The organism is Roseivivax marinus, assembly GCF_900109705.1.
GTDB classification, from domain to species: Bacteria; Pseudomonadota; Alphaproteobacteria; order Rhodobacterales; family Rhodobacteraceae; genus Roseivivax; species Roseivivax marinus.
Map to the genome: position 1 here is coordinate 345,741 of NZ_FOAI01000003.1, position 19,740 is coordinate 365,480.

The 19,740-nt window shown below is 67.4% G+C and carries 19 protein-coding genes; 10 read left to right on the forward strand and 9 right to left on the reverse strand.

Features of this window, described 5'->3' with window-relative positions:
- Positions 1 to 91: 91 nt before the first annotated feature.
- The 6 genes from BMX29_RS06040 to BMX29_RS06065 all read right to left on the reverse strand — a co-directional run bounded on the left by BMX29_RS06040 (position 92) and on the right by BMX29_RS06065 (position 6,360).
- Positions 92 to 526 (reverse strand): hypothetical protein, encoded by a 435-nt coding sequence (locus BMX29_RS06040; protein ID WP_131618120.1) that lies wholly within the window; start codon positions 524 to 526, stop codon positions 92 to 94.
- Positions 527 to 607: 81 nt separating this feature from the next.
- Positions 608 to 1,204: a sarcosine oxidase subunit gamma gene (locus BMX29_RS06045; RefSeq protein WP_092811198.1), complete on the reverse strand. Its 597-nt coding sequence runs from the start codon at positions 1,202 to 1,204 to the stop codon at positions 608 to 610.
- Positions 1,197 to 4,205 carry a sarcosine oxidase subunit alpha family protein gene (locus BMX29_RS06050; RefSeq protein WP_092811200.1) on the reverse strand — a complete coding sequence of 1,003 codons (3,009 nt, stop codon included), beginning with the start codon at positions 4,203 to 4,205 and terminating at the stop codon, positions 1,197 to 1,199. Before BMX29_RS06050 ends, BMX29_RS06045 begins: the two co-directional genes overlap by 8 nt.
- 60 nt (positions 4,206 to 4,265) lie before the next feature.
- Complete coding sequence (locus BMX29_RS06055; RefSeq protein ID WP_092811202.1) at positions 4,266 to 4,574, reverse strand: sarcosine oxidase subunit delta; 309 nt, start codon at positions 4,572 to 4,574, stop codon at positions 4,266 to 4,268.
- An 81-nt stretch (positions 4,575 to 4,655) separates the two neighbouring features.
- Entirely contained in the window at positions 4,656 to 5,009 is a 354-nt protein-coding gene (locus BMX29_RS06060) for a hypothetical protein (protein ID WP_092811204.1), read from the reverse strand.
- 103 nt (positions 5,010 to 5,112) lie between these two features.
- Positions 5,113 to 6,360 carry a sarcosine oxidase subunit beta family protein gene (locus BMX29_RS06065; RefSeq protein WP_092811206.1) on the reverse strand — a complete coding sequence of 416 codons (1,248 nt, stop codon included), beginning with the start codon at positions 6,358 to 6,360 and terminating at the stop codon, positions 5,113 to 5,115.
- A 319-nt stretch (positions 6,361 to 6,679) separates the two neighbouring features.
- Here BMX29_RS06065 and ccmI point away from each other — a divergent pair, with 319 nt between their 5' ends.
- From ccmI to BMX29_RS06080, 3 genes are read left to right on the forward strand one after another with little or no spacing between them, the layout of a single operon-like run.
- Positions 6,680 to 7,924, forward strand: a complete 1,245-nt coding sequence (gene ccmI / locus BMX29_RS06070) for a c-type cytochrome biogenesis protein CcmI (protein ID WP_092811208.1) — start codon at positions 6,680 to 6,682, stop codon at positions 7,922 to 7,924.
- Positions 7,921 to 8,400: a Holliday junction resolvase RuvX gene (gene ruvX / locus BMX29_RS06075; protein ID WP_092811210.1), complete on the forward strand. Its 480-nt coding sequence runs from the start codon at positions 7,921 to 7,923 to the stop codon at positions 8,398 to 8,400. The genes ccmI and ruvX overlap by 4 nt, the downstream gene beginning before the upstream one ends.
- Positions 8,397 to 8,606: a DUF1289 domain-containing protein gene (locus BMX29_RS06080; RefSeq protein ID WP_043841270.1), complete on the forward strand. Its 210-nt coding sequence runs from the start codon at positions 8,397 to 8,399 to the stop codon at positions 8,604 to 8,606. The genes ruvX and BMX29_RS06080 overlap by 4 nt, the downstream gene beginning before the upstream one ends.
- A 246-nt stretch (positions 8,607 to 8,852) precedes the next feature.
- Here BMX29_RS06080 and dusA read toward each other — a convergent pair whose 3' ends face one another.
- Positions 8,853 to 9,854 carry a tRNA dihydrouridine(20/20a) synthase DusA gene (gene dusA, locus BMX29_RS06085; RefSeq protein WP_092811212.1) on the reverse strand — a complete coding sequence of 334 codons (1,002 nt, stop codon included), beginning with the start codon at positions 9,852 to 9,854 and terminating at the stop codon, positions 8,853 to 8,855.
- A gap of 113 nt (positions 9,855 to 9,967) precedes the next feature.
- Here dusA and BMX29_RS06090 point away from each other — a divergent pair, with 113 nt between their 5' ends.
- Both BMX29_RS06090 and BMX29_RS06095 read left to right on the forward strand, forming a co-directional pair.
- Complete coding sequence (locus BMX29_RS06090; RefSeq protein WP_092811214.1) at positions 9,968 to 11,056, forward strand: site-specific integrase; 1,089 nt, start codon at positions 9,968 to 9,970, stop codon at positions 11,054 to 11,056.
- An 89-nt stretch (positions 11,057 to 11,145) separates the two neighbouring features.
- Positions 11,146 to 12,336, forward strand: a complete 1,191-nt coding sequence (locus tag BMX29_RS06095) for a DUF932 domain-containing protein (RefSeq protein WP_092811216.1) — start codon at positions 11,146 to 11,148, stop codon at positions 12,334 to 12,336.
- A gap of 67 nt (positions 12,337 to 12,403) precedes the next feature.
- On the opposite strand, the gene BMX29_RS06100 is transcribed toward BMX29_RS06095, so the two are convergent.
- Positions 12,404 to 13,093: an RES family NAD+ phosphorylase gene (locus tag BMX29_RS06100; protein ID WP_092811218.1), complete on the reverse strand. Its 690-nt coding sequence runs from the start codon at positions 13,091 to 13,093 to the stop codon at positions 12,404 to 12,406.
- The gene (locus BMX29_RS06105; protein ID WP_092811220.1) at positions 13,090 to 13,479 is read right to left on the reverse strand and encodes an antitoxin Xre-like helix-turn-helix domain-containing protein; all 390 of its coding nucleotides are present in this window, start codon (positions 13,477 to 13,479) and stop codon (positions 13,090 to 13,092) included. Before BMX29_RS06105 ends, BMX29_RS06100 begins: the two co-directional genes overlap by 4 nt.
- A 170-nt stretch (positions 13,480 to 13,649) precedes the next feature.
- Here BMX29_RS06105 and BMX29_RS06110 point away from each other — a divergent pair, with 170 nt between their 5' ends.
- The 5 genes from BMX29_RS06110 to BMX29_RS06130 all read left to right on the forward strand — a co-directional run bounded on the left by BMX29_RS06110 (position 13,650) and on the right by BMX29_RS06130 (position 19,643).
- The gene (locus BMX29_RS06110; protein ID WP_092811222.1) at positions 13,650 to 15,779 is read left to right on the forward strand and encodes a ParB/RepB/Spo0J family partition protein; all 2,130 of its coding nucleotides are present in this window, start codon (positions 13,650 to 13,652) and stop codon (positions 15,777 to 15,779) included.
- A gap of 100 nt (positions 15,780 to 15,879) precedes the next feature.
- The gene (locus BMX29_RS06115) at positions 15,880 to 16,923 is read left to right on the forward strand and encodes a DUF7146 domain-containing protein (RefSeq protein WP_092811224.1); all 1,044 of its coding nucleotides are present in this window, start codon (positions 15,880 to 15,882) and stop codon (positions 16,921 to 16,923) included.
- Positions 16,924 to 17,150: 227 nt separating this feature from the next.
- Positions 17,151 to 18,077: a DUF2493 domain-containing protein gene (locus BMX29_RS06120; protein ID WP_092811226.1), complete on the forward strand. Its 927-nt coding sequence runs from the start codon at positions 17,151 to 17,153 to the stop codon at positions 18,075 to 18,077.
- Between the two features lie 118 nt (positions 18,078 to 18,195).
- Entirely contained in the window at positions 18,196 to 18,648 is a 453-nt protein-coding gene (locus tag BMX29_RS06125; RefSeq protein WP_175471140.1) for a hypothetical protein, read from the forward strand.
- 656 nt (positions 18,649 to 19,304) lie between these two features.
- A complete protein-coding gene (locus tag BMX29_RS06130; protein WP_092811228.1) occupies positions 19,305 to 19,643 on the forward strand; it encodes a DUF736 domain-containing protein in 339 nt (112 codons plus the stop codon).
- Positions 19,644 to 19,740 lie beyond the last annotated feature (97 nt).

Genomic DNA, 19,740 nt, shown 5'->3' on the forward strand with positions numbered 1-19,740 from the left:
CTGGGAAAAAGTATTCGGCGGTGCGACAGGTGTCCCGGCAGCCCGGTCCCGTCAAGGGCAGGTTGCGCGGAACTGCCGCACCCTCGATGCGTCAACGTTGCTCGTAGCGACATGTTCCGCTTCCGGTGAAGCGATTGGAATAGCCTGCGGGCGTGGCCGAAATCTGCATCCGGCCCGATCCCTTGAGATAGGTCGCCCGGTAGATGAAACGCGAAACGTAGCTCCGTGCGCTGGCCTCGACCGTCAACTCCCAGACGAAGGTGACGCGGCTGGCGTTGTCGGCCGCCACACGCGCGGCCACCGGTCCCTTGTTGAAATAAAGCACTACGGGGTCGGACACGACCGCCTGCGGCGCCGACGGGTCGTCGCGCCCGATGAACAGGACCTCGGGAATCCAGTTTCCACCGCCGTGCTGGCTCAGCTGGCAGACATAGGTGTCGGCCGCAGCGGCGGGGCCGGCGAGCCCCAGGCTCATGGCAGCGGCGATCAGGGTCCGGCGCAAGGCGGACGGTCGGGTGCGGCGCAAGGTGGGAAGCCTCCGGTGTCGATGGGCCGCCCGACTATCGGACGGCCCGCCCTGCCCCGCAACCCCCGCCGCGGTTCGGCGTCACATCCTGACGTCCCGGAAGTGATCGACCTCCGAGCCCGGCCGGGCCGCGCCGGTCAGAAGCGCCCAGACGTAGTCCGCGACCGAGCGGAAGCAGATCACCCGCAGGTCGCCAGCGTCGTCGAGCCAGAACGCGCCCGCGACCTGCGCCAGCCGCGACCGCCGGATCATGCCCGGCGGCAACGCCTCGGGACGCACGTCCGCGGGCGTGAGCTTGGCCAGAACCTCGCGCAGACGGTGTTCGGGGCCGGACAGGCGGAACGCGGCGCGCGCGTCCGAGACATTCACGACCAGCGCGTGCTCGCCCTCTAGCGACCCGGCAAGACTGGCGGCCAATTCTTCGGCCTCGGCATAGTCGCAGAACAGCATCATCTCGTCGGGCGACATCCATGCCAGGGCACGGACGCCGTCTCCGGTGATGCCGAGCGTGTCGGGCACGTCGAGCCCGGTGACGTCTGCCACCGGCATCCCGATCGCATCCACGTCGCCACGCAGCGTGATCATGCCGGTGAGGCCCGCGGCCTCCACCCGGACGAGACCGTCGAACGTCGCGCCCTCGAGCGCGGGACGTGCGGGGTGCGATGTCGCGTCAAACATTCTGCCGCTCTCCTTCCGGATCGTAGAAAACCGGGGACACGATGCGCGCGCGCCGCGTCGCTCCGCCCTCGGCGGTGAAGTCGATTTCCTCGCCCATGCGATCGGTCCCGTGCAGCACCAGCCCCATGGCGATACCCCGGCCGAGCGTCGGCGAGTGATAGGTGGAGGTCACGCGCCCCTGGGTATTGCGCTGCCCGTTGGCATTGGTGCCGTCGGCGATGGCATAGGCGCCATCGTCGAGAACCGAGCCATCCGTCGTCTCGAGACCCACCAGCTGCCAGCGGTCGGGGTCGGCCATGTGCGACCGGGCCTGCGCGCGCTTGCCGATGTAGTCCTCTTTCTTCTTCGAGATCGCCCAGTGCAGTCCGAGATCCTGCGGGATCACCGTTCCGTCGGTTTCGTCGCCGATCATGATGAAGCCCTTTTCGGCCCGCATCACGTGCAGCGCCTCGGTGCCGTACGGCGTGATGCCGAATTCCTCGCCGGCCTCCAGCAGCGCGTCCCAGAGCGCCCGGCCCCGGTTCGCCGGCACGCCGACCTCGAAGGACAGCTCGCCCGAGAACGAAATCCGGAAGATCCGCGCGGGAAGCCCCGCCAGCGTGCCCTCGGTCCAGCGCATGAACGGCAGCGCCTCCTTCGACACGTCGATGCCGCCGAGCTTTTCCAGCACCTTGCGGGCATGCGGACCGACCACCGCGACCTGCGCCCACTGTTCGGTAACGTTGGCGGTCCAGACCTGCCAGTCCCACCATTCGGTCTGCAGCCATTCCTCCATGTGGGCGTGGATGCGCTCGGCGCCGCCGGTGGTGGTGTGGCACAGGAAGGTATCGTCCGAGAGACGCGCGACCACGCCGTCGTCCATCAGGAACCCGTTCTCCGAGCACATCAGCCCGTAGCGGCAGGCGCCGACCTTCAGGGACGACATCATGTTGGTGTAGAGCATGTCCACGAAGCGTCCCGCATCAGGGCCCTTCACGATGATCTTGCCCAGCGTCGAGGCGTCGAGCATGCCGAGGCCGTGGCGGGTACGGTCGATCTCGCGACGGACGGCCTCCTCGGTTCTCTCGCCGTCGCGGCGGAAGCAGTACGGACGCCGCCAGTGGCCCACCGGTTCGAACACCGCGCCGTTGTCCTCATGCCACTGGTGCATCGGCGTGCGGCGCACGGGCTGGAACAGGTCGCCCCGCGCCTCGCCGGCGATCGCCGCCAGCGAGATCGGCGTGTAGGGCGGCCGGAAGGTGGTCGTCCCCACCGCGGGAATCTCCTGGTCGAGCGCCTGTGCAAGGATCGCTAGACCGTTGATGTTGCTGAGCTTTCCCTGGTCCGTCGCCATGCCGAGCGTGGTGTAGCGCTTGGTGTGCTCCACCGAGGTGAAGCCCTCCTGCGCGGCGAGCGCCACGTCGGAGACCTTCACGTCGTTCTGGAAGTCGAGCCAGGCCTTCCGGCGCAGGCCGATCTTGGCGTTGGCGGGCATGAGCCAGACCGGCATCATCGCTGCCTCGTCACGAGCCGCGGCAGCAGGCGCCGCGCCGCTCGCCGTGCCACCGCCGGCACGCGCCCCGGCGTCCCACGCATCGGCCAGACCTTCGGCAGTGCCGAAGTGGCCATTGGCTGCGCCAACGGCATGGACCATCGCCTCGCCGTCCTCGTTGCGCGGGGCGCGGTCGGGATCGGGGCGGAACTGGGCCTCTGTCTCGTCCCAGGTCAGCTTGCCACCGGCATGGGACCACAGGTGCACCACCGGCGACCAGCCGCCCGACATGGCGACGCAGTCGCATGCGATGGTCTCGGTCACGTCTCCGGTACCGGTGAACTCGCAGATGCCGACGGCGGTGACGCCGGTCTTGGTGCCCTTGGCCTTGGCGATGGCCTTGCCCTGAAGGACGCGGATCCCCCGGTCCTTCACGGTCCGGGCCAGCGTCCCGCCGCCCTGCGGCCGGGCGTCGACGACGGCCGCGACCTTCAGGCCGGCGTCGTCCAGCACCAGCGCCGTGCGGTAGGCGTCGTCGTTGTTGCAGACGACCACAGTACGGTCTCCGGGCGCGACGGCGTGGTTCACCACGTAGTCGCGCACGGCCGAGGCCAGCATGATCCCCGGCAGGTCGTTTCCGGCGAAGGCGATGGGCCGCTCGATTGCACCGGTGGCCGTGACGATCCGGCGCGCACGGATCCGCCAGAGACGATGGCGCGGACGGCCCCCCTCGGGCGCATGATCGGCAATCCGCTCGTAGGCCAGAGCGTAGCCGTGATCGTAGATGCCCGAACCCATGACGCGGGTGCGCAGGCGCACGTTCTCCATCGCCTCGAGCTCGGCGACGGTCTTTTCGATCCAGGCATCGGCGGGCATGCCGTCGATCTCGGCCCCGTCGACCGGCGCGCGGCCGCCCCAGTGCGACGTCTGCTCGACCAGCAGCACCTCCGCGCCCGTCGCCGACGCGGATTTCGCAGCCGCGAGGCCGGCCACGCCCCCGCCGACGATCAGAACGTCGGTGTGGATGTGGAAATGCTCGTAGTCATCGGGATCGCGCGCGTCCTTGTCCGGAGCCTTGCCGAGGCCGGCGGAGCGTCGGATGAACGGCTCATAGACATGCTTCCAGAAGGAACGCGGCCAGAGGAACGTCTTGTAATAGAAGCCCGCGGGCAGGAAGCGCGACAGCGACGCGTTCACCGCGCCCACGTCCGTCTCCAGCGAGGGCCAGTGGTTCTGCGTCTCGGTGGTTGCGCCATCGAACAGCTCGGCCGTGGTGGCGCGCTGGTTCGGCTCGAACCGGTCGCCCTTTCCGAGGCCGAACAGGGCGTTTGGCTCCTCGGCACCGCTTGTCACCACGCCGCGCGGGCGGTGATACTTGAAGCTGCGCCCCATGAGCGTGCGGCCGTTCGCCATGAGCGCCGAGGCGAGCGTGTCGCCCTGGTGGCCCCGCAGATGCGTGCCGTTGAACGTGAAGCGGAGCGAGGTGTCGCGGTCGATCAGGCGACCGCCGGTGGACAGGCGTTTGCTCATGGGCTCAGACCTCGGAGGCGCGGGGCAGCGTGGGGACGAAGGCGGTCGGGGCGGCGCGGCTCATCTCGCGCGGGCCTCCTCGATGGCGTCGAGGATGTCCTGCGGCGGCTCGGTGACCTGCGCCGGATAGGTGCCGTGAACCTGCATCGTCAGCGTGTCGCGGGCGGCGTGGAACCACTTGCCGCAGCCATGCGAATGGCGCCAGCGTTCGAAATGGACGCCGCGCGGGTTGGCGCGCTGGAAGAGATAGGCCTCGAACGTGTCCTCGTCGGCCTCGGGTCCGGCACGCACCACGTGCGCCTCGCCACCCGGGTGCAGCTCGGTCTCGTCGGCGGCGGTGCCGCAATAGGGACAGGTGAGGATCAGCATGCGCGCGCTCCTTCGGCAAGACGGATGCCGGGGCGCGTCGAGGGGACGTGCCCGGCCGGATGGCCGGGCACGAAGCCGGCCTTATTGGCTGTCGTCGGTCGCGGTCTCGGCCGCGGATTCGGCAGACTCGGCTGCGCTTTCGGCGGCGTCGCCTGCTGCGTCGGCAGCGCTTTCCGCTGCGCCCGCGGCACTTTCGGCTGCGCCTTCAGCGGCATCGCCCGTCTCTTCGACCGAGACATTGACGTCTCCGCCGCCATTGGCCGCGGTATCGCCCTCGGGACCTCCGCCCCAGAAGACGAAGAAGAGGATGCCCACTGCGACGACGAGGCCGCCGACGATGAAGGCCATCGCGCCGGACCCGCCGCTGCGTTTCTCGACGTGGGTCTCGCGGGTGTGGGTGTTTGTGTTGCGGGGGTCGTGGTTCGGATCGGACATACTGGGGCCTCCGGTGCGTTCATAGGTCGCACCTCAACCGCGATGCCCCCCGCCCCGGTTCCCCCGATCCGCGTCCCGCGGCGGAAAGACGCCAACGCGGCCATCAGTGCGCCACACCCGCCGCGACGGATTCATCGATGAACCGGCCCTCGCGGAAGCGCTCCAGCCCGAAGGCTTCGGCGAGCGGTCCGGGGGTGCCGTTCGCGACCATCTCGGCGGTGGCCCAGCCGGAACCGGGGATCGCCTTGAAGCCGCCTGTGCCCCAGCCGCAGTTTATGAAGCAGTTTTCGAGCGGGGTCTTGGAGATGATCGGCGAGCGGTCGCCGGTCATGTCGACGATGCCGCCCCACTGCCGCAGCATCTTCAGCCGCGAGATCATCGGGAAGGTCTCGATCAGGGCGCGCACCGTCTCCTCGATGTGATGGAAGGATCCGCGCTGGGTGTAGTTGTTGTACCCGTCCGCGCCGCCGCCGATGACCATCTCGCCCTTGTCCGACTGGCTCATGTAGCCGTGCACGGTGTTGGCCATGACGACGACGTCCATGCAGGGCTTGATCGGCTCGGACACGAGCGCCTGCAGCGCGACCGACTCCACCGGCAGACGGAAGCCCGCCATTTCTGCGAGGCGGCCGGAATGACCCGCCACCACCATGCAGAGCTTGCCGCAGTCGATCTCGCCCTTGCTGGTCGATACGCCGGTGACGCGCCCGCCCTCGGAGCGGATGCCGGTAACCTCGCATTGCTGGATGATGTCCATGCCCATGTTCGAGCACGCGCGCGCATAGCCCCAGGCCACGGCGTCGTGGCGGGCGGTGCCCGCGCGCGGCTGCCACAGCGCGCCGAGGACCGGGTAGCGAGGGCCCTTCAGCTCGATGATCGGGCAGCGCTCCTTCACCCGCTTGGGCGAGATGAACTCGGTCTGCACGCCCTGCAGGCCGTTGGCGTGGGCAGTCCGCTTGTAGCCGCGGACCTCGTGCTCGGTCTGGGCCAGCATCATCACGCCGCGGGGGCTGAACATGACGTTGTAGTTCAGGTCCTGGCTCATCGTCTCGTAGAGCGCGCGAGACTTCTCGTAGATCGCGGCCGAGGGATCCTGCAGGTAGTTCGAGCGGATGATCGTGGTGTTGCGGCCGGTGTTGCCGCCGCCGAGCCACCCCTTCTCGATCACCGCGACATTGGTGATGCCGTGGTTCTTGCCAAGGTGATACGCCGTGGCGAGTCCGTGGCCGCCGGCACCGACGATGACCACGTCATAGCGCGACTTGGGCTGGGCGTCGCGCCAGGCGCGCTGCCAGCCGGTATGGTTGCGCAGGGCCTCGCGGGCGATGGCGAATGCTGAGTAATGCTTCATGGCCGCGCTCGATTCTCCCACCGGGTTGGTCTGTGGGTTTCTTTGCACCCGGCGCGGGGCGGCGCCACGGCTGGTTCCGTCACAATGCAACGACTTTGCGACATGCGGGGTGTCGTACCCGGCCACCGCGACATCCTGCCGCGCGGCGCCCGCAGGCCGCGCGCCGTTCCACGGGCACTGCCCGGCCGTAAGCCTATCGCACCGACCTTACCGGGTTGTGACCGGACGAGACCATCTGCCCCGCCCCGCGTCCGGGTTTTGCCCTTTCGGGACCGGCCCCGGTTGGCTACGTAGACGGTCGAGGCTGGGCGAGGAGGCCATGACACTTTTCCTGATCATCACTGCCGCGCTTGCGGCGCTCGTCGCCGCGCTGCTGGGCGTGGCGCTGGTGCGCGGCCGGCGCGACACCCGCGCCGGAGAGGCGTTCGACCTGCAGATCTACCGCGACCAGCTGCGCGAGGTCGAACGCGACCGCAAACGCGGCGTGATCGCCGAGGCCGAGGCCGAGCGTCTGAGCACCGAGATCTCTCGCCGTCTACTGGCCGCCGACGCGCGTGCCGGCGCGGCCGGAGACGCGGGCGGGCAGCCGAAGCGGCTGGCACTGTCGACGGCGATCCTGATCGGTGCCTTCGTGCTGGGCGGCGCCTTCGCGCTCTACGCGACCCTCGGCGCGCCCGGCTATGGGGATCTCGGGCTCAAGACCCGCATCGCCGAGGCAGAGACAGCCCGCGAGACCCGCCCCCGCCAGGCCGAGGCCGAGGAGCAGGTGCCCGAGGGCGAAGAGGCCTCACCGGAGACCACCGCGGAATACCGTGAGCTGGTGCAACGCCTGCGCGGTGCCGTCGCCGAACGGCCCGACGACCTTCAGGGCTTCGTTCTGCTGGCCCGGTCCGAGGCCGCGCTGGGCAATTACCGCGCCGCCTACCAGGCGCAGCGGCGCATCGTCGAGCTGAAGGGAGACGAGGCGACGGCGGAAGATTACGCCGACCTCGGTGACATGATGGTTCTGGCGGCGGGCGGCTACGTCTCGCCCGAGGCGGAAGACGTGTTCGACGCGGCGCTTGCCCGCGATCCCGAGCAAGGCGTCGCGCGCTACTATGCCGGGCTCTCCTATGCGCAGACGGGCCGCCCCGACCGTGCCTTCCGCATCTGGGACGCGCTTCTGCGCGAGAGCGCCGCGGGCGATCCGTGGGTCGACCCGGTGCTGCAGCAGATCGACACCATGGCCCGGCGCGCGGGCGTGAACGATTATACCCCGCCGACGCCCGAGGCCGGACGCGCCCTGCCCGGCCCCTCCGCCGGCGATGTCGAGGCGGCAGGCGAGATGACGCCCGAGGCGCGCGACCAGATGATCCGCGGCATGGTCTCGGGTCTGGCCGAGCGGCTGGCCAGCGAAGGCGGCTCGGCTGACGAGTGGGGACGCCTCATCTTCGCCTATGCGCGGCTCGGCGAGGCCGAGCGCGCCATGTCGATCTTTGCCGAGGCACAGGAAGTCTTCGCCGGGGACGACGCGGCGCTCCGGACCATCCGCGAGGCCGCACAGGGCGCGGGGATTGGTCAGTGATCCACGAAAGCATCGAGGACTTCGCCGCGGCGCTGCCGCCCATGGCCGCGCTGGCCGGGTTCGACCTTGGCGACAAGACCGTCGGCGTCGCGGTGTCCGACCGCCTTCGCTCGGTGGCAACGCCGCTGGAAACCGTGCGGCGCAAGAAGTTCACCGCCGATGCCGAGAAGCTCGTCGCGATCCTGTCGGCGCGCGAGGTCGGCGGTGTCGTGCTGGGCCTGCCGCGCAACATGGACGGCACCGAGGGCCCGCGCTGCCAGGCCACGCGCGCGTTCGCGCGGAACTTCTCGCGCCTGTGGAACGGCCCGATCGGCTTCTGGGACGAGCGTCTGTCCACCGTCGCCGCCGAGCGCGCGCTGCTCGAAGCCGACACGTCGCGCCGCCGCCGTGCCGAGGTCATCGACCACGTGGCGGCCTCGGTGATCCTGCAGGGCGCGCTGGACCGCCTGCGCAACCTGAGTTCGGAGGGCGCATGACAGCCAAACCCGACAGCCCCTGCATCGATGTCTGCGTGATCGATCCGTCCTCGCGCCTCTGCCGGGGATGCCTGCGCACCATCGACGAGATCACCGCATGGGGCCGCATGACGCCCGAAGCCCGGCGCGAGGTCATGGCCACCCTGCCCGACCGCGCGCCGCAGCTGTCGCCCGCCGCGCCGCTGCCGTCACTGGGGCGAAAGTAACCCGCTCTGGCCGAAAGCACGCGGCGCGCGGCGGCTCACGCGCTTCGTGCTTTTACGTAGTCATGTCCGCTTCCCCTCTGCCCTGAGGGTGGTGTTCACGGCACGACGGTCCAGCGGTGAGCCACCGCATCGATTTGGCGTCGGCGCTTGGCGAAAGATCGGAGTGGCGCGCCGCTTGCGCGAAACCGTTGCGCGCGCCGGCCACCCGGTCAAGCGACCTACCGGACCAACTTTGCACGCCCGCGATCAAGCCGCCGCACGCTCTCCGAGCGCCGCGTCCAGCGCGGTGTCGTAGACAGACAGCCCTGCTTCGCCCCGCGCCGTGCTTCCGTCCGACAGGACCCGCCGCCACGCCCTCGCGCCGGGGCGTCCAGCGAACAGGCCCAGCATGTGACGGGTGACCTGCCCGAGCTTGCCGTCGGCCTCGAGGTGCTGCGCGAGATAGGGCCGCATCGCGCGGGCCGCATCCTCGGGCGCGGCACAGGGCGAGGCCTCCGCTCCAAAGATGCGCTCGTCCGCTTGTCCGAGTATGTCCCACGGCCGCTGGTACGCCGCCCGGCCGATCATCACGCCGTCGAGACCGTCCGCGAGGAAGAGCTCCGCCGCATCGAGGTCCGCGACGCCGCCGTTCACCGACAGATGCAGGCCAGGAAACGCGTCCTTCATCCGGACCACCAGCGGGTAACCCAGAGGCGGCACGTCGCGGTTCTCCTTGGGGGACAGGCCCTGCAGCCACGCCTTGCGCGCGTGGATGCTGATGCGACGAACGCCCGCATCGCTGACCCGGGCGATGAAGTCGGGCAGTACTGTTTCGGGATCCTGCTCATCCACGCCGATGCGACATTTCACCGTCACCTCGACGTCCACCGCCGCACGCATGGCGGCAACGCATGCTGCAACCCGCGCCGGTTCGGTCATCAGTACCGCGCCGAACGTCCCCGACTGTACCCGGTCCGACGGGCATCCGCAGTTGAGGTTGATCTCGTCGTAACCCCGCTCTGCCCCGATCCGCGCCGCCTCGGCCAGTTCCTCCGGGTCCGAGCCGCCCAGTTGCAGCGCCACCGGATGCTCCGCTTCGCCGAATTCCAGCAGGTGATGCGCGCCGCCACGCACGAGCGCGGGCGCGGTGACCATCTCGGTATAGAGCAGCGTCTGCCGCGACAGCACCCGGTGGAACGCCCGGCAGTGACGATCCGTCCAGTCCATCATAGGGGCCGTAGACAATCTAGCGTGTTGATTTATTTGCATTTTTTGTGTATCTTCAAACTGTTGGCGGCGGATGCTGCTACGCTGGAATACGCCCCAATATCCCCGAATTTGCCCCTCTACGACGACTCATTGCACACACAGCGCACACGAAAATGGCCTCCATCACCAAGCTCCCCTCCGGTGCATACCGGGTCCAGATCAGACGAAAGGGCCGCTACGCGAGCGAGACGTTCCTCCGCCGCGACGACGCCCATCGTTGGGCCCGCCAAGCGGAGACCCGGGTCGATCAGGGGCTGGCGCCGAACAAGTCGTCCGTTTCCCGCCTCCAGACCTTTGGCGACCTCATCGATCTTCATATAACCGATATGTGCGAGGTAGGGAAACCGCCGCGTCGCAGCAAGGCCGCCACGCTCACGACGCTCAAGCGCGATCTGGGCAAAGAGAAGATCGGGCACCTCGACCGGCAGAAGCTGATCGACTACGGCAAGATGCGGGCGGAGCAAGGTGCGGGCCCGGTGACGCTCGGGATCGATATCGGGGTGATCAAGATGATCATCACCCACGCGGCAGCCGTGCACGGGCTCGACATTTCTCCGGAACCCGTTGATCTGGCGCGCGTAGCGCTCAAGCGTCTCGGGCTGATCGGCAAAGGCACAGAGCGGGATCGTCGCCCTACCATCGATGAGTTGAACCGCCTCTTCCGTTGCTTCGATGACAACGAACGCCTGACCCTGCCGATGACGCGGATCGTCAAGTTCGCGGTGGCCACGGCCATGCGGCTCGACGAGATCTGCCGCGTCGCATGGACCGATCTCGACGTCGACCGCCGGATGCTCATGATCCGCGATAGGAAGGACCCGCGCAACAAGACCGGGAACGACCAGCGGATCCCACTCTTCGCCGCCACGGGGTTCGATGCCTGGGCATTGGTCACCGAACAGGCCAAGGAACTCGGGCACGCAAGGGGCCGGATCTTTCCCTACAACTCGAAATCGGTCGGAACGGCCTTCCGGCGCGCCTGCGTCGAGGTCAGCGTGAAGGACCTGCATTTCCACGATCTACGCCATGAGGGCACAAGCCGCCTGTTCGAGGCCGGCTTCGCCATTGAACAGGTCTCGCTGGTCACTGGCCACAAGGATTGGAAAATGCTGCGCCGATACACGCATATCCGCCCGGAAACGCTGCACCGGCTTGCCGCGTCGCGCGCCACTTCCACGCTCGAGACCCGCGCAGCCGAGTGACCGGAGAGTCAGAGGGGTGCCGTCCCGGCCCGTGACGGGTTTGGAGGTCGAGAGAGAGGCTTTCGGCCGCCCGTCGCGGGAGAAAACCCATGAGTACCGAAATCATCGATGCCGGGCGTGACATGAGCGGCGGCTACAAGGTGGATGTGTCGCGCGGTTCGAACGTGGACCGCGTGTCGTCCGAGTGGTTCTCGCGGCCGGATGACGAGCGGTATCTGTCGCTCGACGATCTGTTCGCCTCGGTCAAGGGCCGGGCGGAGCGGAGCCGGACGCAGACGGTCGAGCGCGCCGCGATCCGGGTCGAGGCGCATCGGGACGACCCGGAAAAGCTGGGGCTGGTCCTGCCCGGTGCGGATGAACCCATCGCACCGACGCATTGGTCCTTTGGCCAGCTCTCGAGCCTCGTCGGTGCGCCCGCCGCCTATCTGCGCCAACTGCCCGCACCGCTGGCGGGGATCAACCTGCAATACGGGCTGACCAATCACCGGGCCGAGCAGATCAAGACCATGGAGGTCGCGAATGGCCGTACCGAACTGCGCGCCGTGACGGGCCCCGACTACGGCCGCATCTACGACCATGAACTGGTCTCCGCCGTGCAGCGCATCGCAGGGAACGGCACGGGCGACACGCGCTGGAAGGTGCCGGGCGTGCTCGACTGGTCGACCGGCATCTACAACCCGCGCGTGGACATCACGAAGGAGACGACGACGCTCTACGCCTCCGACCGCGACGTGTTCCTGTTCCTCGTCGATGACCTCAACCCGATCGAGGCGGGGCTGCTGCCCGATGGCTCACCCGACCTCTACTTCCGGGGGTTTTATTGCTGGAATTCGGAGGTTGGCGCCAAGACGCTTGGCATCGCCAGTTTCTACCTCCGCGCCGTGTGCCAGAACCGCAATCTCTGGGGCGTCGAGGACTTCCAGGAGATCACGATCCGGCACTCAAAATACGCCGCCTCCCGCTTCGCCCACGAGGCCGCGCCTGCGCTCAGCCGCTTCGCCGAGTCCTCGCCCGCGCCTTTCATCGACGGTATCCGGGCGGCGCGGGAGAAGATCGTCGCGCGGTCGGACGAGGACCGGCAGGACTTCCTGCGCAAGCGCGGGTTCTCGAAGGCGGAGACGGGGCGGATCGTCGAGACCGTTCTGGCCGAGGAAGGCCGCCCGCCCGAGAGCGTCTTCGACTTCGTGCAGGGCATCACCGCAGTCGCCCGGTCGAAGCCGCAGCAGGATGCGCGGTTGGTGATGGAGGGAAAGGCGAAGGCGTTGTTGGAGAAGGCCTGACAGATGGGATTTTTTTCAGCACCTTAGCACCAAGATCTGAAGTGTCGCATGAGGATATCGGGGGGCGTTACAGCCCCTCGATCGTAAATTCCGGCGCGCCTTGCCAGACAAGCTTCCAGCTCGCGCCCGGACGGACATTCTGGATGATACCGGGATCGAAGGCGACGAAGCACCGCCCGCCCGGGTCGCGCACGGATGGGTAGATCAGTCCACGATGCCCCTCTGATCTCAGATCCCCTGCAAGGCGCTGCCCGGCCGCGTAGCCCCGCTCGGGGACCGGATCGAGCGCCGGATGCTCCTCCCCGTGCAGATCCGGGAAATCCCCGATGAAATCCGCCAGCAGTTCCACGTAGCGGGCCTCGTCCTCGTAGCGGCCGATGAAGCCCAATTCACGGGTCCGGTGAAACCCAACCTCCTGCGCGCTCGTCAGCATGTCCCAGGCGCAATACCACGCGCCGCGCTCACCGGTGTTGAACCGGTTGCCCGAGGGTCGCGTGTAGGTGAAGGCCGCATTGATATGGCTCTGACCGTAAAGAGTCAGGTCATGAGACCGCCGCGCGAAGGCCAGTTCGCGACGGTCGAGTGCGGGGCTGCCCTGCGCTTCCGCGATCAGGCGGGCACTGGTCTCGCCTTCGATCTCGGCGAGAACCGCGGCCTCCTCGTCGCTGTCGACCAGCCCCCGCAGCACTGGGGGCTTGTGATGGGTCTCGGAGATCAGCCTGACAAGAGCACGGTCATTGACCGACGTGATCCTCAAACCCCGCCCCGCAGCGCATCGACATAGCCCCGCACGCGCAGGATCTTGGGCAACCCGCCCGCGATCATCGCGTCCACGGGCCGCGCGCCGTCGAACTCCGGACCCCGGTTCGGCAGCTTCGCCCAGTTCCGCGAGATCGGCTCGTTGAAATAGAGTTCGAGCGACTTGTAGAGGCCGATCAGCGCGCTCAATCGCAGCATCTGGTCCCGCGTCAAATCCCCCGCAAAATCGGGCTTCTTCGCCCGCTTCCAGGTCGACTCCGACATGTCCGCCAGTGCCGCAGCTTCCCGCAGGGTGAGCGACCAGGCGTCCGCGATCCGAGCGAAGGCCTTGAGAGCAACACCCTGCCGGTCCGGTGCAGGTCGCTCCAGAACTACGTTTTCCATTTGTTCGCGCTCCTTCCTAGCTTGACTGACAATATACGTCCATATGGATTGCGTTGCAAGTCCACATGACCCGACTGGTGCTCCAAGAGTAAGAGGGGTGCCGGGTTTTCCGTGACGGGTTTGGAGGTCGGGAGAGAGGCTCCCGGCTGGCCCGTCGCGGAGATATCCCGATGACCAAGCAACAGAAAATCACCCTCAGCGCCTCGCGCGACATTCCCTTCAACAAGCTGATGCTCAGCCAGTCGAACGTGCGCCACGTGAAGGCCGGCGTGTCGATCGAGGAACTGGCCGAGGACATCGCGCGGCGGACGCTGCTCAGCTCCATCACCGTGCGGCCCGTGCTGGATGATAGCGGCGCCGAGACCGGCATGTACACGATCCCCGCCGGCGGGAGGCGGTTTCGGGCGCTCGAGCTGCTCGTCAAACAGAAGCGCATGAACAAGACCGCGCTGGTGCCCTGCATCATCCGCACCGATGGGCTCGCCGAGGAGGACAGTCTCGCCGAAAACGTCCAACGCGCGCCGCTGCATCCGCTCGACCAGTTCCGCGCCTTCCAGGCGATGCGCGAGAAAGGCCGCACAGAGGAGGAGATCGCCGCGGCGTTCTTCGTCCCGGCCAGCGTGGTCAAGCAGCGGCTGAAGCTTGCCGCCGTGGCACCATCGCTGCACGACGCCTATGCCGAGGAGGAGATTACGCTCGACCAGCTCATGGCCTTCACGGTCAATCCCGATCATGCGCGGCAGGAGCAGGTCTGGGAGGCGCTGCAGCGACACTATTCGCGGCAGCCCTACGAGATCCGCCGCATGCTGACCGACGGTGCGGTGCGGGCGTCGGACAAGCGGGCGCAATTCGTCGGGCTTGACGACTACGTCGAGGCCGGGGGCGAGATCCTGCGCGACCTGTTCCAGCAGGACGACGGCGGCTGGCTGCAGGATGCCGCGCTGCTCGACGTCATGGTGCGCGAGAAGCTTGCCGAGGAGGCCGAGGCGGTGCGCGCCGAGGGCTGGAAATGGGTCGAGGTCGACACCGAGTTCCCCTATGGCCACACCTTCGAGATGCGCCGGGTTCATGGCGAAGCGGTGCCGATGACCGACGAGGAGGAGGCCCGCTACCAGGCGCTGAAGGCGGAATACGACGCGCTCGAGGCCGAGCATGCAGAGGCCGACGAGTTGCCCGACGATGTCGATGCCCGGTTGGGCGAGATCGAGGAGGCGATGGAGGCCCTCGAGGCGCGTCCGATCCGGTACGAGGCGGAAGACCTCGCGCTGGCAGGAGCCTTCGTCAGCATCGACAGTTCCGGCCGGCTGCGGGTCGAGCGCGGCTACGTGCGGCCCGAAGATGAGCCGGTCGAGGAGGTGGAGGACGCCGGTGAGGTCGCACCGCAAGCGGCGCCGAACGATGACATTGATGACACCGCCGTGTCTACGGCGGACGAGGAGGAAGAGGATGACGGCCTCAAACCGCTTTCCGACCGCCTCGTCATGGAACTGACGGCCCATCGCACGCTGGCGCTGCGCAATGCGCTGGCCCAGGACCCGCAGGTCGCCTTCCTCGCGGCCCTGCACGCGATGGCCTTGCGGCTCTTCTATCGCTACGCCATCGACAGCTGCGTCGAGATCGAACCGCGCAATGCGGGGTTCGGATCGCAGGTGCCGGGCCTCGGCGACACGGCCTACGCGCAGGCCATCGACCAGCGTCACGAGACCTGGGCGCGCAACCTGCCGAAGGCATCCGAGGACCTCTGGGAGGCGCTGACCGAGTTCGACAGCTGCAGCCGCGAGACGCTCTTCGCCCATTGCGTGGCGATGAGCGTGAATGCCGTCCACGATCCCTACCAGCGCCGTCCGCGCGCCATCGCGCATGCGGATGTGCTGGCCGGGACCGTCGGGCTCGACATGGCCAAGGCGGGCTGGACGGTGACAGGCGACAGCTACCTCGGCCGCGTGACCAAGGCGTGCATCCTCGAAGCCGTGCGCGAGTCGAAGGGTGAGGACGCCGCTGACCGGATCGCCGGGCTGAAGAAGGCGGAAATGGTGACCGCCGCAGAGGACCTGCTTGTGGGCACCGGCTGGCTGCCCGACCCGCTGCGCACGCCGCCGCTGCCGGAAGAGGACGCACCGGCGATCGAGTTGGTCGACGACACCGACACCGCCGATGGAGGACCTTCGGACGACGATCCCGAGACTGGCGAAGCGCAATCGGCGGAAGACGGCGGCGAACCGGCTATCGGAGATTCCGAACACTCGGGGGAAGATGATCCCGTCGCCGGTGACGCCTTCGCCCGGACAGCCGCCGAGTGACCTTCGAGCAGGTCGGAGCTCTTTCCCCCAGAGTTCCGGCAGCCGGGGTCCGCCAGAAATGGCGGGCCCCTTTTTCTATCCACGACAGGAGGCACTAACCATGCACAGCCCCGCCGCCGACATCGCCCGCCGCCTTGCCCAGGATGCCGAGGCCGTCTGCCGACAGTACCTTCCAAACGGACGCAAGCAAGGCCGCTATTGGATCGTAGGCGACGTGCAGAACACGCCAGGCCGCAGTCTCTATATTCGGCTATCGGGACCGACCTCTGGACCCGGCGCGGCTGGCAAGTGGACCGATTCTGCCACCGGGCAGCACGGGGACCTTCTGGATCTGATCGCCCTGAACATGGGTATCACCACCCTGAGGGACGCGCTGGACGAAGCGCGCAGGTTTCTCAGTTTGCCGCAGATGGACAGGCATCGCGCCACCAATTCGCCAGCCTCTCGCGGCTCACCCGAGGCCGCGCGGCGGCTCTGGGCCATGGGCCAGCCGATTTCTGGCACCTTGGCAGAACGCTATCTCGCAAGGCGCGGCCTCACCGGGCTGGGCCAACTCGATAGTCTTCGGTTTCACCCGAACTGCTTCTACTGGCGCGAGGATCACGCACTGACAGACCCGCCCGAGATCTGGCCCGCCCTGCTCGCCAAGGTGACAGACCTCGAAGGGCGGTTCACGGGCCTGCACCGCACATGGCTTGACCCCGCCACTGCGGACAAGGCCCCGGTCATTCCACCGCGCAAGGCCATGGGCAATCTCCTCGGCCATGGTGTTCGCATCGGCAAACCGGTCAGCGTGCTGGCCGCAGGCGAAGGGCTGGAGACCATGCTCTCCCTGCATCTGGCCCTGCCGGAGTTGCCTGCGGTGGCGGCTCTGTCCGCCAATCATCTCGCAGCCCTGCAGCTGCCCGCCGATCTTCGCAGCCTCTACATCGCCGTCGATGCCGACCCGGCAGGCCTGTCCGCCGCGGACCATCTGTCGCATCGGGCCAGACAGGCCGGGATCGACGCGATCCACCTCTCCCCCTGTCTCGGCGATTTCAATGACGATCTGCGGGCCAATGGCCGCGACGCGTTGCGCGCGCATCTGCGTCCGCAACTGGCGCCCGAGGATGCCGTGACCTTCCTCGACCACGCCATCGACTGATCGGGATCGGTGCAGTCGGCCAGCGCCTCCGCGATCAGAGCCACGCCTTCCGTCCTTCCGAGAGCGGTCGAGACGGAGCAGAGCCCGGCCGGTCCCGCAACGGCAAGCCGTCCTCCGCTTCGCTTCGGCCGCCGCAGGCGCGGCGGTGCAGACCCGCCCGGCCCCCGCTTTTTCGTCGCCCGGGAAGGCCGCGAGAGGCGCGGTCTTCGAAAAACGGAGACTACACTATGACCGAGACACATCTTCAAACCCGATCCTCCACCGCCGTCGTACTCGAGGAACTGCAGCTCTACGGCTGGCGCCCCTTCACCGACGAACCCGATCCCCGCCCCTTGCCGGAGCCCGACGCCATTCGCACCGCCATCGCCGACATTTTCGACGCGCTCGTCTCGACGCTGTCCGACACGCGGTTGGAGCCCGACCTCGAAGACCTGCTCTGGTCCACCACGAACATGTTTCACCGCATGGCGACGCGGACTAGCCGGGATCTCGACAGCAACGAACAGGCACAAAAACGCGCACAGCGCGAACAGGACGGATCCGAGGTCCGCTCGGTCGAACTGGAAACCCTGATCGCGGAGGGCATCACGCTCATCGAGCGGCGCAATGCGTTTGAGGCTATGCGCGATCTCGCCGCCGAGGGCTTCGAGGCGCATCTAGGCCAGACCTGGCACCCGCGCACGGGCAGCCACGTGAACCGGCGTACCTTAACTGCGTCCCTGATTGACAGCCGCGATCATCTCACTGCGAAGCGCCGGGCCGATCTGGAACCGCTGCTGCCGCAAGGCACGAAGATCGCCTTCAGCGGCGGGCTCGACTGCAACGATCACACGGCCATCTGGGCGGCCCTCGACCGCGTCCACACGAAACATGCCGACATGGTCCTGTTGCACGGCGGCGCGCCACGCGGGGCCGAACGGATTGCCGCCGCCTGGGCCGACAAACGCGGCGTGACACAGATCGTCTTCAAGCCCGACTGGACGCGGCACGGCAAATCGGCCCCCTTCAAGCGCAACGACCATTTACTCGACACCCTCCCCATCGGCCTCATCGTCTTCCCGGGCTCGGGCATCACCGAAAATCTCGCCGACAAAGCCCGCGCGATGCGCATTCCCCTCTTCGACTTCCGGCCGAAAGCCGCCACACCGGCATGACCGGATTTTCGCCGACGCCCGCCCCGGACCCTCCCGGGGTGGGCCGTTTTCTGCTATGATCTGCCCGTGCCAATGGAGGAGGTGGCGGCGCGATCCTTGTTCTCGAAAGGAGTGCCTCATGTTTTTCTCCACCCTCTTCACTCTGTTCGGCCTTGGTGCCCTCTGCTGGATCCTGTTCAACCTGGCCGTCTACGCCCTGCCCTTCGCCATCGGGCTGACGTCCGGTATGTATCTGTATGAAACGGGCCAAGGCGTTTTTCTGTCGATCATTGCGGGCCTCTTCATCGGCGGCTTCGTCGCGGCTCTGGGTGAATTCGCCTTTGACCGCATCCGTTGGGCTCCGCTCAAACTCGCCATCGGTCTGATCTACGCGGTCCCCGCCGGGATAGCCGGGTTTCACGCGGCAAAGGGTCTTGCCGAGTTTGGCAGCGCAAGCGACACCGCCATCACCTTCTTGTCTTGGCTGGGCGCGCTCATTATCGGCGGTACAGCTTGGGCGCGGGTGTCGGGCTGGTCCGAGGTCAACGCCATGTCAGACTCGCATCCGCACACGTCTTTCGGTGAACACTGAACGCCCTGTGAAGCTTGCGCCGGTGCGTGCCGTCCGCCACATCGCCAGAGTGCGCCGCAACCGATTGCTGCAACAGGTCTCGATCCTCGCCGTCACCGCAGCGTTGCGGTTGGTCAGGACAGGCTGAGCAAACCAGATCGCCGAGACCCACTTTGTGGCGCATGACCTTGGTCGCACATGCACTTGGATCGCTGGCAGACCGAATATCACGGCAGACAAACACAGACACGGCGAGAGGGAGCAATCCCTGGGTAGCGAGGCACGTCCGGGACATGCACCGTTTCCGCCTGCACGCCAAAACCTGTCTTTGCACGACGTCTGCTGCCGGGGTCTTGCGCGGTCCAGAGGTAGCCTGTCATCCCCTTTTCCATGCCATGACGCCACGCGTCCCTTGCGGGCCTCTCAACGGCTGATCTGACCGGGATCGGCTGACGCCTCGACCTCCTTAAACGCAACAGCGCGTCCGGACTTTCTTCCCCTGGCAACCCGAACAATATCGGGTCCGCCATTCCTCGCGGAACAAGAAAGACCGGCCTTGCCGTCCTCCGCTGGCGCTGCGGGCCACAGGGGCTGCGTCGGCGGATCGCCCCGGTCCTGACGATCGCCATCGAGGCCGCGAAGGGCGCGGGCTCGGACAAGCCAAAAGGAGATATGACATGGCCACCATCGGAAACTTCAAGAAGACCGGCAGCGAATACGTCGGCGAAATCGTCACCCTCAGCGTTCAGGCGAAAGCCGTCCGCATCGTCCCCGAGGACAGCACCCCGAACGACAACGCCCCCTCCCACCGCGTCTTCGTTGGTCGTGCCGAGATCGGCGCCGCCTGGTCCAAGCGCTCGGCCGAGGGCCGCGACTACCTGAGCCTCAAGCTCGACGATCCGAGCTTCACCCAACCGATCTACGCCAACCTCTTCGACGACACGGTGATCGAAGGTGGCGAAGAAACCTTCAGCCTCATCTGGTCGCGCCCCAACACCCGCCGCAACGGCGACTGACAGCAGACGATCCCGCCTGGGATCACCGGGCGGGGTGACCTCTACTCATCTTGTGCTGACCGCGAGCGACTCGCGGTTATACTTGACCGCAACGGGT